Origin of the sequence: uncultured Streptococcus sp., assembly GCF_963545685.1 — a bacterium.
Taxonomy (GTDB): Bacteria; Bacillota; Bacilli; order Lactobacillales; family Streptococcaceae; genus Streptococcus.
This window is the reverse complement of the sequence record NZ_CAUUKN010000017.1, coordinates 1-14,681: the sequence shown is the minus strand read 5'-3', so window position 1 is coordinate 14,681 and position 14,681 is coordinate 1. Positions and strand designations below refer to the sequence as shown.

The 14,681-nt window shown below is 39.2% G+C and carries 12 protein-coding genes; 1 reads left to right on the top strand and 11 read right to left on the bottom strand.

The features are described 5' to 3' along the window. Positions 1-7: 7 nt before the first annotated feature. The 5 genes from mprF to udk all read right to left on the bottom strand — a co-directional run bounded on the left by mprF (position 8) and on the right by udk (position 6,417). A complete protein-coding gene (gene mprF, locus RWZ99_RS04865) occupies positions 8-2,563 on the bottom strand; it encodes a bifunctional lysylphosphatidylglycerol flippase/synthetase MprF (protein WP_314676784.1) in 2,556 nt (851 codons plus the stop codon). Next, positions 2,560-3,279, bottom strand: a complete 720-nt coding sequence (locus RWZ99_RS04860) for an alpha/beta hydrolase (protein ID WP_314676783.1) — start codon at positions 3,277-3,279, stop codon at positions 2,560-2,562. The genes mprF and RWZ99_RS04860 overlap by 4 nt, the downstream gene beginning before the upstream one ends. Before the next feature lie 196 nt (positions 3,280-3,475). Next, positions 3,476-3,736, bottom strand: coding sequence for a YiaA/YiaB family inner membrane protein (locus RWZ99_RS04855; protein ID WP_314676782.1), 261 nt, complete (start codon positions 3,734-3,736; stop codon positions 3,476-3,478). A gap of 89 nt (positions 3,737-3,825) precedes the next feature. Next, complete coding sequence (locus RWZ99_RS04850) at positions 3,826-5,745, bottom strand: ABC-F family ATP-binding cassette domain-containing protein (RefSeq protein ID WP_314676781.1); 1,920 nt, start codon at positions 5,743-5,745, stop codon at positions 3,826-3,828. 36 nt (positions 5,746-5,781) lie between these two features. Beyond that, a complete protein-coding gene (gene udk / locus RWZ99_RS04845) occupies positions 5,782-6,417 on the bottom strand; it encodes a uridine kinase (RefSeq protein ID WP_003092587.1) in 636 nt (211 codons plus the stop codon). Between the two features lie 97 nt (positions 6,418-6,514). On the opposite strand from udk, the gene RWZ99_RS04840 reads away from it, so the two are divergent. Further along, on the top strand, positions 6,515-7,597 hold the full coding sequence (locus tag RWZ99_RS04840; RefSeq protein WP_314676780.1) for a DEAD/DEAH box helicase: 1,083 nt from the start codon (positions 6,515-6,517) through the stop codon (positions 7,595-7,597). Positions 7,598-7,649: 52 nt separating this feature from the next. Here the strand turns inward: RWZ99_RS04840 and RWZ99_RS04835 are convergent, their stop codons facing one another. The 6 genes from RWZ99_RS04835 to RWZ99_RS04810 form a co-directional block, all read right to left on the bottom strand. Further along, a complete protein-coding gene (locus tag RWZ99_RS04835; RefSeq protein WP_314676779.1) occupies positions 7,650-8,813 on the bottom strand; it encodes an ATP-grasp domain-containing protein in 1,164 nt (387 codons plus the stop codon). Between the two features lie 45 nt (positions 8,814-8,858). After that, entirely contained in the window at positions 8,859-9,599 is a 741-nt protein-coding gene (locus tag RWZ99_RS04830; RefSeq protein ID WP_314676778.1) for an alpha/beta hydrolase-fold protein, read from the bottom strand. 51 nt (positions 9,600-9,650) lie between these two features. After that, positions 9,651-10,478 (bottom strand): alpha/beta hydrolase, encoded by an 828-nt coding sequence (locus RWZ99_RS04825; protein ID WP_314676777.1) that lies wholly within the window; start codon positions 10,476-10,478, stop codon positions 9,651-9,653. A 172-nt stretch (positions 10,479-10,650) separates the two neighbouring features. Beyond that, positions 10,651-12,084, bottom strand: coding sequence for an NADP-dependent glyceraldehyde-3-phosphate dehydrogenase (locus tag RWZ99_RS04820; RefSeq protein WP_314676776.1), 1,434 nt, complete (start codon positions 12,082-12,084; stop codon positions 10,651-10,653). 215 nt (positions 12,085-12,299) lie between these two features. Further along, entirely contained in the window at positions 12,300-14,033 is a 1,734-nt protein-coding gene (gene ptsP, locus RWZ99_RS04815) for a phosphoenolpyruvate--protein phosphotransferase (RefSeq protein ID WP_314676775.1), read from the bottom strand. A gap of 4 nt (positions 14,034-14,037) precedes the next feature. Further along, complete coding sequence (locus tag RWZ99_RS04810) at positions 14,038-14,301, bottom strand: phosphocarrier protein HPr (protein WP_002884015.1); 264 nt, start codon at positions 14,299-14,301, stop codon at positions 14,038-14,040. Positions 14,302-14,681: the final 380 nt, after the last annotated feature.

Sequence of the window (14,681 nt, the reverse complement as noted above, 5' to 3'; positions counted from 1 at the left end):
GTCGTATTTATTTCCAAAGACGTCTTTTCTTCATTCCATCTTCAATTTTACGATTATCAATCCTCAGAATAGCAATCATATCAAACAAGAGCCAGGTTCTTTTTGGATAGACAATGTATTTTGGAGACCAAATTGGAGAGAATTTTTCCTTGTAACGTTGGAGACCACTGAAAGAGTAAAATCGTTGTGCAAAAATATAAACCAAATTGGCAACCTTTTCCTCTAAGAAACTATCTTCTTCAGTACCTACGTTGGCTAGGGGAGCCATACCCATATCAAAGTATTGCTTGCCTTCTGTTTGGAAGTATTGGAAGAGCTTGACAAAGAGGTAGTCCATGATACCTTCAGGTGCTTTTTCAAAGTCATAACGCATAAGGTCAATGGTCGCCACCCGTTTATTTTGGGTCGGCATGATATTAGCAAAGGCCACAATTTCTCCTTCTTCACTCTCAACAATAGCAATCGGTGCTTGTTGTAAATAGGCTTCATCAAAGAAACCAAGAGAGAAACCTTTCTCCTTACGGCCGTTAAGCCAAATATCTGAAACTGCCTTCATTTCCTGCATCTGAGTCTCCGAAAATGGAGGATTAAGTAATTTAAACTGGAAGCCTGCTTTTTCCACACGATTGGTTGGTTTACGAAATTTCTTACCATGCTTACCATCGACAGAAAATGTTGTCAAATCAACCATGGCATTTTCTCCAAATTTCATGAAGTCAAATCCATAATCGTGAAGCATAAGGGTAACACTCTCATCCGCCTCATAAAATAAAGCCTGTAGATTCCAATCAGATAAGTTTTTCAAGAAAGCTTCCCAAGCTGGACGATAATAGATTTCATTACCAATGGGATTACCCATAACCACACACTTGTTACTGGTTTGTGCAAATTGGAAAACTACCTGGTCTTGTCCATCGACACGATACCAAAAGAGGCGTTTATCATGTAAATAAGCTAGGGCACTTTCTGATGCGCCCCCATATTTCTCAAGAAGTGCTGTGAAGCGTTCATCATCCATGCTTTGACCAAAAGGCTTACGAGGTGCCAAAATTCTCAACACAACCCAAACTATGGTTGCAATGATTACCGATGCCAGTAAAATATCAAACCAAATATGAACAAAATGTCCAAGAACATCTCGGCTCCTAGGTGGCAATAAATGAGACCAAAAACCACTACCACCTAAAACAAGGAGAACCAAAATAGTAAAGGCTAGAAAAAGGAAATCCTTGGTTTTATCTTCCCAGCTATAAACAAAATAGTGATGATTCAATCTTTTCCTTATAAGTAACATAAGCACCATAGAAAGCACAATCAGGAAAGACATGGCCCAGGAAATACCATTGAGATTGACGTAAATCAAGGTCAAGACAAAGGTAATCAAGGATACGAGAAAAGCTCCCTTAACGCGTCGCCTGATGAGGCGAGCCATGAAAACAAAGAGGCTTCCAAATAAAATACTTGGAAACTGCCAAATCAACTGTTCCTGAATAGGATCGAAACGACTAATAAAGTAAACATTTTCCAAGCGTTCTTGGATTAAGGCAGAAAAAATCAGGAAGATTCCTAATAAACGTAATAAATAAACAAGGATACAATGAAGACTTCCACCAAATACTCGTGAAGAAATCTTGAAGTATTGCTCATTGATGCGGCCTCCCATGTGTTTGAAAAAGAGGACAACGCCTAACAAAAATGGAATGATGTAGTAGGTTAGACGAAAGAGCAAGAGTAGACTGACCGCAAGAGCATTACTGACACCCATAGACGTCAGACCAGTAATCACAATCAAATCAAAACTACCAATCCCACCTGGAATCATGGAGAAGATACCAATGATAACTGCTAGAAAATATAGGGGAATCAGATTATAAAGAGGAATATGCAGCCCCATTAAATAAGTCACACTAAGAAAACTCACAAGAGCTGTGCCCCATTCAACAGTTGATACTAAAAGAAGGCTCAGTCTCGTTTTCAAAGGGACTTGCCCAAAATAGGTCAATTTTTCGCGACTTGAGACAAAGAAAATAAAAGGTAGGTATAAAAAGATTCCTAATAAAAGTAGCCAATATTTTCTCAAGTCTGGACTTAGAGGGAAAAACCAAAAGGTAGCAAACACCAAGCCACTTAGGAGTGACAACCCCGACATAAAGTAAGGCAATAAACGTGATAGTGCCTTAACACCAGACTTCTCCTGCCCATCTTCAGAATAAAAGGAATACCTCAACCCCACGTCGACTAAACCGGCAAAACCAGCCAAGTTATTAATGGTATTGACAGCCCAACTCGTTTCTAGTATATAGGATGTGGAATAATCTGTCTCTAGCTCCCTATTCAAGATAAGGTCATAAAAAAGCATGGGTAACACAGCAACTAAGCCTATCACTACCATCAAAGCAAGATGCCAAATTGACAAACCTGATAAAGCTGACTCTAGCGATTCTAAAGTGATAGTTCGTTTTAAACGAACCATCTCTACAACAACAAGAACCGTGATTGAGATAAAGAAGATAGATTTAACGGCAGTTTTTAAAGGTTGAAGTCTCTCTAAAAGTCGCTTCATTCTACCACCTCTTTTCTACTAATTCTAACTAACTCACGAATCATTTGATTAAAGACCTTATATTTTTGTTGAGCTAAACGATGCCCCTGTCTACGTTCAACATAGAGCTTATGAATTGGAAAGAGCTCCGAAATCTCCCTTGAATGCCTAATGGTAATGACATCCCTTTGCCCCATAACTACCCAAACAGGATAGGATGCCTGACGTAGTCGTTCCCTATCCAGTGTCAAATCATGTAGCATGAGCCCCGTTACCTGAGCCATGATGTCCATTTTTGATGAAAATGGCGACAAGGCTTTTAAGCAATAATACTGTAAATAAACCAGAAATCTTGAGCGTCTGGTCAACCCATTAAAGGTCATGTTTCCTGCATTTAGTAAAAGCCCTGCAATTCGGTCAGGAAAATGACTGGCATAAACCATAGCCAAATTGGCCCCATCACTATGACCCACAAACAAAGCCTTTTTGATATTCAAATATTGCAAAATTTCCTCCAAATCGGCAGCCATCTGCTCAAAGGTCATCTTAGCACTATGACGACTGGATCTGCCATGATTACGACTATCAATGAAAATTAAACGATAGTCTCGATATAGAATTCCTTGCTTACCAAAATAGTTTCCTGATAAATTATTGCCATGCAAGAATACAATTGGAAAGCCTTTACCGAGATCACGGTAATAGATGATTTGACCATCTTTCACTTTAAATTCCATGATATTACCTACCTTTTCACTAACGCATTCTTCTACGATAATTAGCCTTTTAAGGTATGGGGAGCTGATGTAATGGATTCCAAGTAAAGCAGAACTCTCAGCTCCTCTTTACTCCATTATAACACTTCCATTTATCAAAAGTCAGAATATTTGTACATTTTCTGCAAAAAGAAAAAGCCTTTTCAGGCTTCCCCTCTTATTCTTCATAAGTTTGTTGGGCGATGAGTTTGTTATAGTTTTCTTCATGTTCTTGGTTATCACGGACACCCCTAGATACTGTAAATGATGATGAAATCAAGCCAACACATTCCATAAGATAGTAACCCTTAACCATCAAAGGTTCTTTAAGAGTATAGAGGCCTACCAACATCAAGATTACAAAGAAGGCAAATGATCCCCATGCCATCATGTTGAAAGATGTCGTATTACGATACACTTTTTTCTTTACTTTGTTCATAAAGCTAGTCTCCTTTTATATACTAAGACTAGTATGACAACAATGAAAGCCTTTTACAACTCAAAACATAAAAAGGCTCTCATATTCCCTTAACCTTCCAACTGTTCCGAAAGGTCACTCCATTCTTCCATCAGAGCATCTTGGTTGACTGATAACTCATCTAGTTCTTTCTGCAATTCAGACAATTCCACCACATCATTGGTTTCTAGCATGGTAGCAGAGATTTCTTCCAAGCGTTTTTCAATAGTCTCAAGCTCATTTTCGATTTGCTCAATACGTCGACTTAGTTTACGCATCTCTTTTTGACTAGCTTTTTGAGCTTGATAATCACTAGCACCCGCTGAAGCTACTTGGATCTCCTCTGACCCTTGATTTTCCTCTGCTTCAAGTTGTGCTAATTCTTCAAGCTCCGCCTTCTTCTCAAGGTAGTAATCGTAATCTCCAAGATAAATGGTTGCTCCATCCTCAGAAATTTCCATCACTTTTGTGGCCACACGGTTGATAAAGTAACGGTCGTGACTGACAAAGAGAAGCGTTCCATCAAAGTCAATAAGAGCATTTTCCAGGACTTCCTTGCTATCAATATCCAAGTGGTTGGTCGGCTCATCCAGGATTAGGAAGTTATTATTTTCCATTGACAATTTGGCTAGGAGCAAGCGAGCTTTCTCACCACCAGAAAGCATAGAAACTGACTTTTTGACATCATCACCTGAGAAGAGGAAGGCTCCCAGACGGTTACGAATCTCAACTTCAGGAGTTGTCGCAAAATCATTCCACAACTCATCAAGTACAGTGTTTGATGGTGTCAAGGCTGATTGGGTTTGATCATAATAACCCACTTCAACATTAGCACCATAGGTTGATACTCCCTTGATAAATGGTAATTTACCTACTACCGACTTAATAAAGGTCGTTTTACCGATTCCATTTGGACCCACAATGGCAATGGCATCCATTTTTTTAACATCCAGAGAAATAGGCTCCGAGAGAATCTCATCATCGTAACCAATGGCAGCATCTCTAACTGTCAAGACCACATTCCCAGATACCTTGTCCGCATGGAAAGTCATATTGGCTGACTTCTGACCTTCTGTTGGCTTATCCAGGCGTTCCATTTTCTCCAGCTGTTTGCGACGGGCCTGAGCACGCTTGGTTGTAGAGGCACGGACAATATTCCGATTAACAAAGTCTTCCAACTTAGCAATTTCCTTTTGTTGCTTTTCGAAGTTCTTTGCTTCAGTGGCCAACTTTTCAGCCTTGAGGTCCATGAATTTTGAATAGTTTCCGACATAACGATCTAAACTATGTTTGGTCAAATCTAGGGTTACTGTCGCTACCTTATCCAAAAAATAACGGTCGTGACTGACAATGATTAGAGCTCCCTGATAATTGACCAGGTAATTTTCCAACCAAGCGATAGTCTCAATATCCAAGTGGTTGGTCGGTTCGTCCAGTACCAAGAGCTCAGGCTTCTCAAGCAACATTTTAGCCAAGGCCAAGCGTGTATTTTGGCCCCCAGAAAGATCTGAAATAGGCATCTCCCACATGCTTTCATCAAACTTAAAACCATTGAGAATAGCTCTGATGTCAGATTCATAGGTAAAACCACCGCGCTGTCTGAAATCCTCGGAAAGTCTATCATAGTCTGTCATTAACTTGTTCAAGTCTTCCCCAGTTAACTCAGCCATCTTCATTTCCAAGGCACGAAGACGTTTTTCATCTGCACGTAGGTCTGCAAAGACATTCAACATTTCCGCATAGATGGTATTACTAGACTCAAAACGACTGTCCTGAGCTAAGTAAGACAGGTTCAAATCACGCTTTGTGTTGATCTCACCACTTGTCGGTGCTTCCTCTCCAACCAAGATTTTCAACAAGGTTGATTTCCCAGCACCATTGCGCCCAACCAGGGCGATACGATCACGTTCATCCACCTGAATATTAATATTATCAAAGAGCACATCTCCTGAGAAAGAGCGCTCAATTTTATTTCCTTGTAAAATAATCATAACGGTTTAATTATACCAAAAAAGCCAAGCTCCTGCTTAGGCTTTCTTACTTTCTTCTAAAATGCTAGCAACCTTGGTATTAATCAAGTCAATAGCAACCGTATTAGTCACACCTTCGGGAATCACAACATCCGCATAGCGTTTGGTTGGCTCAATAAACTGATGATACATAGGTTTAACCACACTGATATACTGCTCTATAATACTATCTAAACTACGGCCACGCTCTTCCATATCACGCTTAATACGGCGGATAATACGGATGTCATCATCAGTATCTACAAAGAGCTTGATATCCATCAAATCACGCAAGCGTTTATCCTCAAGTACCAAAATCCCTTCAACAATGAAGACATCCTGTGGCTCTTGACGGTAAGTCTTATCACTGCGCGTATGCTGCGTGTAGTCATAAATCGGAATATCTACAGGACGCCCAGCAATCAGCTCATTGATATGTTCAATCATAAGATCTGTATCAAAGGCAAAAGGATGGTCATAGTTAGTTGAGACACGCTCTTCGAAAGTCAAATGTGACTGATCCTTATAATAAGAATCATGCTCAATCATGGCAATTTTCTCATCTGGAAAATTGGATAGAATGGCACGAGAAACACTGGTCTTACCACCACCAGAGCCACCCGTAACCCCAATAATAATCGGTTTTTTAGGCATGGTAAATTCCTATCTAATATAGTCTTTCGTATCTATTCTACACTAAATCATGATATAATAAAAGAAAATCCATATAGAAAATGAGACTTTTATTTTTATGTTTAAAAACTTTCCTGAACAATGGCAAAACCTTCTTAAAGAAAAAGGAATCACAACAGAAACCGCCATCCAAAAAGAACTATTTACACCAATTACTGAAGGGGACAATATCTTGGGTATCAGTCCAACTGGAACAGGTAAGACCCTTGCCTACCTTCTCCCACTTCTTCTCTCTCTCAGGCCCAAAAAAGCTCAGCAACTGCTTGTCTTAGCACCTAACTCTGAACTTGCTGGTCAAATTTTTGATGTAAGCAAACAATGGGCTGAGCCACTAGGACTCACTGCTCAACTCTTTCTTTCTGGCTCTAGTCAAAAACGACAAATTGAACGTCTAAAAAAAGGACCAGAGATTCTTATTGGAACCCCAGGTCGTGTCTTTGAGTTGATTAAACTCAAAAAAATCAAAATGATGAACGTCAATACCATTGTTCTCGATGAATTTGATGAGCTTCTCAGTGATAGCCAATATCATTTCGTAACAAAAATCAGCCACCATGTCCCTCGCGACCACCAAATGATCTACATTTCAGCAACCAACAAAATTGATAGTCAAAATCTTGTCGAAAATACTATCGTTTATGACTTATCTGATCAGGAACTAGACACCATCAAACATTATTATATCAGCGTTGATAAACGTAACCGTGTCGAACTTCTTCGTAAGTTCTCCAATATTCCTGACTTCCGTGGCCTTGTCTTTTTCAATAGCCTTTCTGACCTTGGTGCTACTGAAGAACGTCTCCAATTTAACGGAGCTTCAGCTGTATCCCTAGCTAGTGACATTAATGTGAAATTCCGCAAAGTTATTCTGGAAAAATTTAAAAATCACGAGATTTCACTCTTATTAGGGACTGATCTCTTAGCACGAGGTATTGATATTGAGAACCTTGAAGTAGTCATCAACTTTGATATTCCTCGAGACCGAGAAGCCTACACTCACCGTTCAGGACGTACTGGCCGTATGGGAAATGAAGGTAGTGTGATTAGCTTGGTAACCCATCCAGAAAATCTCAAAAAACTTAAAAAATTCGCTAAAGTTTCAGAACTAGTTCTTAAAAATCAAGAACTTCACGAAAAATAAAGGATGACAAAAGCACTTCAGAAGCAACTGAAGTGCTTTTAACATATAAAGATTAAGCTTTTTTACCAAAGTTCTCAATCATTTGTTCCATTTCCTCACGACTTGGAGTTGTCAACATATAGAGGAAGTCACCTTGCAACTCTGCAAAGGCAGCTGGCATGATTTTCTTAACTTTAAGTTGTTCACGATACTTGTCGAAAAGTTCTTCTTCTGAATAAGCGTAGTGAGAACTTGCACGACGTGAAGTCGCCAAACAATAAAGTGGTTCAAAGTGAGATCCAGGGAAAGGATCACCAGCAACGATATCTGCATAGCCCTTATACAAATCAAAAGAGTGGGCATAGTTATAGACATCAATCGTGAAACCACCTGCTGGTCGATTGTTGTACTCAATAGCAATATAATCATCACCATCACGGAAAAATTCAATATGGAAGAAACGTTCCTTCATACCAAATTCTTTGACAATCGCTTCACCATACTTACGCAATTTAGGATCCATTTCCTTAAGAACGTAGTAAGAATTATCCATCTTGTAGATCATCAAGTCAAGTGGAGTATGAGCATAGTCAAAGGTAGTTGAAAATACAATATTACCATCTCTATCAACCAAACCATCGAAAGTACAGATTTCACTTGAATTGACAAATTTTTCAAAGAAATAAACTGTTTCACGGTCCCACTCAGCTTTGAAGTGATTGATATCATCATCTGTTTCGAGTTTGAAGGTTGCAGCTGCACCAACTCCATTATCTGGCTTAGCAATCATTGGAAGACCGATTTCTTGTACAGCTTTATCCACATCTTCATCAGTTGCAATAACAGCACCAGGTACAACTGGAACTCCAGCTTTTTGGAAATGTTTCTTCATTTCAGACTTGAATTTAGTCTTCTTAAGATTTTCTGGCTTAGCACCAAAAACATTAAACTGTTCACGAAGAGCTGCATCCAATTCCAACCAGTATTCATTATGAGATTCGATACGATCGATTGGTCCATGTTTATAGAAGAGAAAGGCTACTGCACGTTTCACTTCTTCCAAATTTTCCAAATTATCTACACGGAAATACTCAGTCAGAGCATCTTTCAAAGGTTGATCCAACTGTTCATAAGGTTCTTGACCAATACCAAGAACTGTGATTCCCTTGTTAGCAAGTTCGACTGTAAACTGTTGGAAGTTTTGTGGATAGTATGGTGAAATAACAAGATAATTCATTAGTGATTCCTCTTTTATGGTTATTTAGATAGCTTAGATAAAATATTATAGGTTCATGTTATCAAGGAAATAAGGCATTTGTTTGCGCCACCATTCCCAATCGTGAGCAACATCGTGGCCCCACTCAGAGAACCAAGCTGGAATATTCTTTTGTTCAAAGGCTTCCTTAAGTTTGTAATAAGAAGGAAGACCATCTTGTTCCCAAGCACCAAGACCTGTACATACGACAATCTCAGCTTGACGATAACGATCAATAAACCAACCATCATTTTGGTTCCAAATATAATCTGAAGGTGAATTTTGGTAGATGGCTTCATCTCCTCCAAACTCTCCAACAAAGAAACGAGCATCATAAACACCACTAAGTGCTACTACTTTATTGAAAACATCAGGGTGTTGCAAGAAGAAATTAAGAGCATGGTAAGCACCCATTGAACAACCTGTTGTCATCATTGGATCAAACCAACCAGTCTTATGTTTGATAAATGGAATAGCTTCTTCAATAACATAACGTTCATAAGCACGATGCATTTCAGCACGATCGTGTGGATTTTTCCAATCGCAAAGCCAACTTTCACTATCTACACTTGAAAGTGTAAAGAATTGTACGCGTCCTTCTTCAATAAAACGTGCACAAGCATCAATCATACCAAAGTCATAGTATTCGTTATGGCTACCACCTGATGAGGCAAAAACCACAACAGGGATACCAGCGTGCCCATAACGGTTAACATACATTTCACGATTAAGCTGACCACTCCAGTGGCTAAGATGTTCGATATTCATATTTTAATTCCTTTTCCTTTATTACAATTTTAATAGTTATGATAAGTAAAACTAGTCCCAGTTTTCAGCGAAAAAGCGAAGGCAGTCAGGTAAATTCTCGGCCCAGGCCTCCTCATTATGTTCAGCTCCAGATTGAATGTGAATCTTGATATTCTCCAAATCAACTCCACGCTGGATCAAATCATGATAATATCTCAAAGACGAATCAATATAAGCCTGCTTAATATTACCAGCCATAAGAGTTTTGTCTGTATCATCGGCTTCTTCTGTACCTACATAGATATAGACACGTTGATCAGCATCTAGATTTTGACGGGATATATATCGATCAAAGGCCTCCTGATGCAACCAGTTAGCTGAAGAAAATATCCCTAGACAGCCAATTTGATCCTTGTAATCAAGACCCATAAACTGAGTGATATTACCACCAAGGGAAGAGCCAATCATAGCAGTATGCTGACGGTCTGGAAGGGTACGGTATTTCTTATCAATGAAGGGTTTTACCAAATCCATAATAAACTCAGCATACTCTACTCCCTTACCACCAAACTGCATTCCTGGGATATTAGATTCTTGATACTTCCATGCAGAATACTCATTCATACGGGCTGGACCATCATTATCAATGGCCACAACAATCATACGCGAAATATCAGGGTTACGCTTGATTGTTGGGATAATCTTCCAAGAATAGCCAGAAAATGACTCCTTACTATAAAGAACATTCTGACCATCATGAAAATATACAACAGGGTAGGAACGCTCTGTATCCGTTTCATAGTTTTTAGGCAGAAGAACACGCACACGACGAAGTTTACCAGTGTAAGGCACTTCTAACTCATGTGTCTTCATCACCAAATAAAAATAAGCTTTATCCATTGTCAGAAAACTCTCTATATTCGAAATTTAAATCTATTATACCACATTTTAAAAGAAAAAGAGCCCCTATAATGAACTACGCCCCAAAAGTTAGACAGAAAAAATCTAACTTTTTGAGGTCAGCATATACTAGGACCCTTTACACTTTTTTAATTGTAGAATAGCTAAACTCTTAGTAGTTTGCAATATCAAATACTGTTGATTTCACACGAGTCATAGCTTCGATAGAGTATTTCACACCCTGAGTTCCGGCACCAGATCCTTTAACACCAAGGAATGGGAAGTTATCTGTACCACGTTGTGTTTTATTGTTGATGTGAACTGTACCAACTTCAAGTTGCTCAGCAATTGCGAATGCACGTGGGTAGTCTTGTGTGAAGACAGCACCTTGAAGTCCAAATTCAGATTCGTTAGAAATCTTGATTGCTTCTTCAACTGAAGATACACGGATGAATGGCAATACTGGACCAAATGGCTCTTCCCAAGCAATACGCATGTCAGTAGTTACATGGTCAAAGACAGCTGGGTAGATAAGGTTTCCTTCACGTTTCAATTCAGTTTTAGCAGTAGCACCTTGCTCAACTGCGTCATCAATTAAACCTTGAACAAAGTCAGCTGCTTTTGTATCGATAAGTGGTGTAACACTTGCACTTTCTTCAGGCATACCAACAGTAATATTCCCCACCAAAGCTGTTACTTTTTCTACCAATTCATCTGCAACACTATCCATTACAAGAACACGTTTGATAGCTGTACAACGTTGTCCTGAATAGTCAAAAGCACCAGCTACAATGTTTTTAGCAGTCAAGTCAAGATCAGCATCTTCAAGAACGATAGCGGCATCTTTACCACCAAGTTCAAGCATGATTGGACGCATACCTGCCAAACGACCAATGTTTTCACCGACTGGAGTTGAACCTGTAAAGTTGATAAAGTCAACTGCTTTGTGTTCAACGATGTAGTCACCAATAACTGAACCACGTCCTGTGATAGAGTTCAAGACACCTGCAGGAATACCAGCTTCAACGAATGCTTCTACCAAGAGAAGACCTGAGATAGAACCTTGTGTTGGTGGTTTAAAGGCAACAACGTCACCAGCAATCAAGGCAGGAGCAATTTTAGAACCAGCCAAGTTTACTGGATAGTTAAATGGTGAGATAGCAAGTACAAGACCTACTGGTTCGCGACGAACAACAGCGATTTTTTTCTTGCTACCAGCGTCAAACGATCCACCCTCAAGGACTTCACCTTCCATACGCAAACCTTCTTCGGCTGCATAATGGATAATCTCAGCAGTACGAACGACCTCCCCAATTGAAGATTTCAAACCTTTTGAAATTTCTTTAGAAAGAACTTGTCCAATTTTTTCTGCATCACGTTCCAAGATATCAGCTGCTTTATGAAGGTATGCTGCACGTTCAGCATAAGAAAGCGCACGCCATGCTGGAAGTGCTGCTTTAGCTGCTGCGTAGACTTCATCTACTTCAGCTTGGCTCATAGCTGGAACTGATCCAAGTTCCTCACCGCTTGCAGGTGCGTAGATAGTAATTTCGTTTTCAGATGTTTTCCACTCACCATTGACATAGTTTTTGTATTGTTTAGCCAAGATAGTAACTCCTTTTATCTATTATGAAATCTATTTTATCACTTTTTTAGAAATATTCCAAGATTTAAACGAGGATTATTCAGAAAATTTTGACAAAAATACTAAAAATTATTAACCTAGGTTAGCCGTATTCTACTCCTAACCAAAGGATGAGTCAATTATTTTGTCTCAGCTTAGATATAAAAAAGTGAAAGCTCAAGCCTCCACTTTTTTGATTAGTCTACGTTAACATATTCTTTTGAAAGTTCAAGAACTTCTTCCATTGTTGAACATTCAGTAAGTGCACGGTTAGCGTATTCTTCCATTTTTGCTGTGTCAAGTTTCTTCATCAAGCTACGTGTACGAAGTACTGATGTAGCTGACATTGAGAACTCATCCAAGCCCATTCCAACAAGGAGTGGAACAGCAGTTTGGTCACCGGCCATTTCACCACACATACCAGCCCATTTACCTTCAGCGTGAGCTGCCTTGATAACGTTGTTAATCAAGCGAAGGATTGATGGGTTATATGGTTGGTAAAGGTATGATACTTGTTCGTTCATACGGTCAGCAGCCATTGTGTATTGGATAAGGTCGTTTGTACCAATTGAGAAGAAATCAACTTCCTTAGCAAATTGATCAGCAAGCATTGCTGCAGCTGGGATTTCAATCATGATACCTACTTCGATGTCGTCTGCAACGGCAACACCTTCAGCAACCAATTTAGCTTTTTCTTCTTCAAGAATACCTTTAGCAGTACGGAACTCAGTCAACAAAGCAACCATTGGGAACATGATCCGCAATTTACCGTGAACAGATGCACGAAGCAAAGCACGCAATTGTGTACGGAACATTTGGTTACCAGTTTCAGAGATAGAAATACGTAGTGCACGGTAACCCAAGAATGGGTTCATTTCTTTAGGAAGATCAAAGTAAGGAAGTTCTTTATCCCCACCGATATCCATTGTACGAACAACAACAGGTTTACCGTTCATACCTTCAAGAACTGCTTTATATGCTTCATATTGGTCTTCTTCAGTTGGGAAGTCTTGAGAATCCATGTACAAGAATTCTGTACGATAAAGACCAACTGCTTCTGCACCATTATCGTTAACACCTTCAACGTCTTTAGGTGTACCGATGTTTGCTGCCAACTCGAAGTGTTTTCCGTCAGCAGTAACTGTTTTAGCATCTTTAAGTTGAGCCCATTCAGCTTTTTGTTTAGCATAAGCTTCACCAGCTGCTTTAAACTCAGCAATTTGTTCTTCAGTTGGATTAATAACAACTTCACCAGTAATACCTGAAACTGCCAAAATGTCACCATCTTTAACAAGTTCAGTGATGTTGTTTGTTCCAAGAACGGCCGCGATTTCAAGTGTACGAGCCATGATTGCAGAGTGACTAGTACGTCCACCGATATTAGTAACAAAAGCTTTTACAAATTTTTTGTTCAACTGAGCTGTATCAGATGGAGTCAAGTCATGAGCAACAACGATTGATTCTTCATCGATTGTTGCTGGGTTTGGCAATTTCTTACCAAGCAAGTTTGCAAGCACACGTTTAGTAACGTCACGAATATCTGCTGCACGTTCTTGCATGTATGGGTTATCTTCCATACCTTCAAAGATTGCGATAAACATGTTAGTTACTTCTGTCAAAGCAGCTTCGGCATTAACTTGTTTAGCACGGATAGTTTCTTTGATTTGACCAGTCATTTCTGGGTCAGCAAGAACCATCAAATGAGCATCAAAAACGGCTGCCGCTTCTTCACCAAGGCTTTCAACTGCTTTTTCACGGATAACAGAAAGCTCGTCTTGTGACGCCGCTAGAGCAGCATCTAGACGAGCCTCTTCTGCACTTGTATCTTCAACTGTAACAGTTTCAAATGACAAGTCCGGTTGAACAAGCAGATATGCCTTAGCAACTGCAACACCATCAGATGCTGCGATTCCTTTAAGCATTTCTGTCATATTCTTATGCCAATCCTTCTTTTGTCATTGTTTCTGCGATTGCTGCGATTGCATCATCAGCATCAGCACCTTCTGCAGAAATAGTTACGTCAGCACCTTGACCAACACCAAGGCTCATAACACCCATGATAGATTTAAGGTTAACTGCTTTACCTTTGTAGTCAAGAGTGATATCTGAAGCAAATTTACTTGCTGTTTGAACAAGCAAAGTAGCTGGACGTGCGTGAATACCAGTTTCTGCAACAATGTGGAAATCTTTAGAAGCCATAATGGACTCTCCTTCTTAATTTGGAATATTTGAGTTATCAATGATAACCCTTACAATTTAGAATTATAACATAGCTATTTGATATTATCAAGGTTAAAACGTACTTTGTAAAAGTTTTTCAGGAGCTAATCTCTCATTTTATTTCCTATTTTCATTTTTCAAACCATATTCAAATACCTGTCTTTATCCATTTGCAATATTTTCGGAAAATTTCTTTCACGTTGTTTTCAATCATTAATTTTCATTTCCGAGCAAAAACAATCATATAATTGAGAGAATTTGATTGCTAAAATCACTGGTTGAATAGGCTTGCTTTCCAAAGGCTAAGTCAGCTGTAAAAATCCCTGATTTAAAGTTTTTTTCAATAGCACGTATAATGA

Excerpts from the sequence above, each read along its gene's own strand:
- mprF (WP_314676784.1), bottom strand. The coding sequence starts at position 2,563 with ATGAAGCGACTTTTAGAGAGACTTCAACCTTTAAAAACTGCCGTTAAA.
- RWZ99_RS04860 (WP_314676783.1), bottom strand. The coding sequence starts at position 3,279 with ATGGAATTTAAAGTGAAAGATGGTCAAATCATCTATTACCGTGATCTC.
- RWZ99_RS04855 (WP_314676782.1), bottom strand. The coding sequence starts at position 3,736 with ATGAACAAAGTAAAGAAAAAAGTGTATCGTAATACGACATCTTTCAAC.
- RWZ99_RS04850 (WP_314676781.1), bottom strand. The coding sequence starts at position 5,745 with ATGATTATTTTACAAGGAAATAAAATTGAGCGCTCTTTCTCAGGAGAT.
- udk (WP_003092587.1), bottom strand. The coding sequence starts at position 6,417 with ATGCCTAAAAAACCGATTATTATTGGGGTTACGGGTGGCTCTGGTGGT.
- RWZ99_RS04840 (WP_314676780.1), top strand. The coding sequence starts at position 6,515 with ATGTTTAAAAACTTTCCTGAACAATGGCAAAACCTTCTTAAAGAAAAA.
- RWZ99_RS04835 (WP_314676779.1), bottom strand. The coding sequence starts at position 8,813 with ATGAATTATCTTGTTATTTCACCATACTATCCACAAAACTTCCAACAG.
- RWZ99_RS04830 (WP_314676778.1), bottom strand. The coding sequence starts at position 9,599 with ATGAATATCGAACATCTTAGCCACTGGAGTGGTCAGCTTAATCGTGAA.
- RWZ99_RS04825 (WP_314676777.1), bottom strand. The coding sequence starts at position 10,478 with ATGGATAAAGCTTATTTTTATTTGGTGATGAAGACACATGAGTTAGAA.
- ptsP (WP_314676775.1), bottom strand. The coding sequence starts at position 14,033 with ATGACAGAAATGCTTAAAGGAATCGCAGCATCTGATGGTGTTGCAGTT.
- RWZ99_RS04810 (WP_002884015.1), bottom strand. The coding sequence starts at position 14,301 with ATGGCTTCTAAAGATTTCCACATTGTTGCAGAAACTGGTATTCACGCA.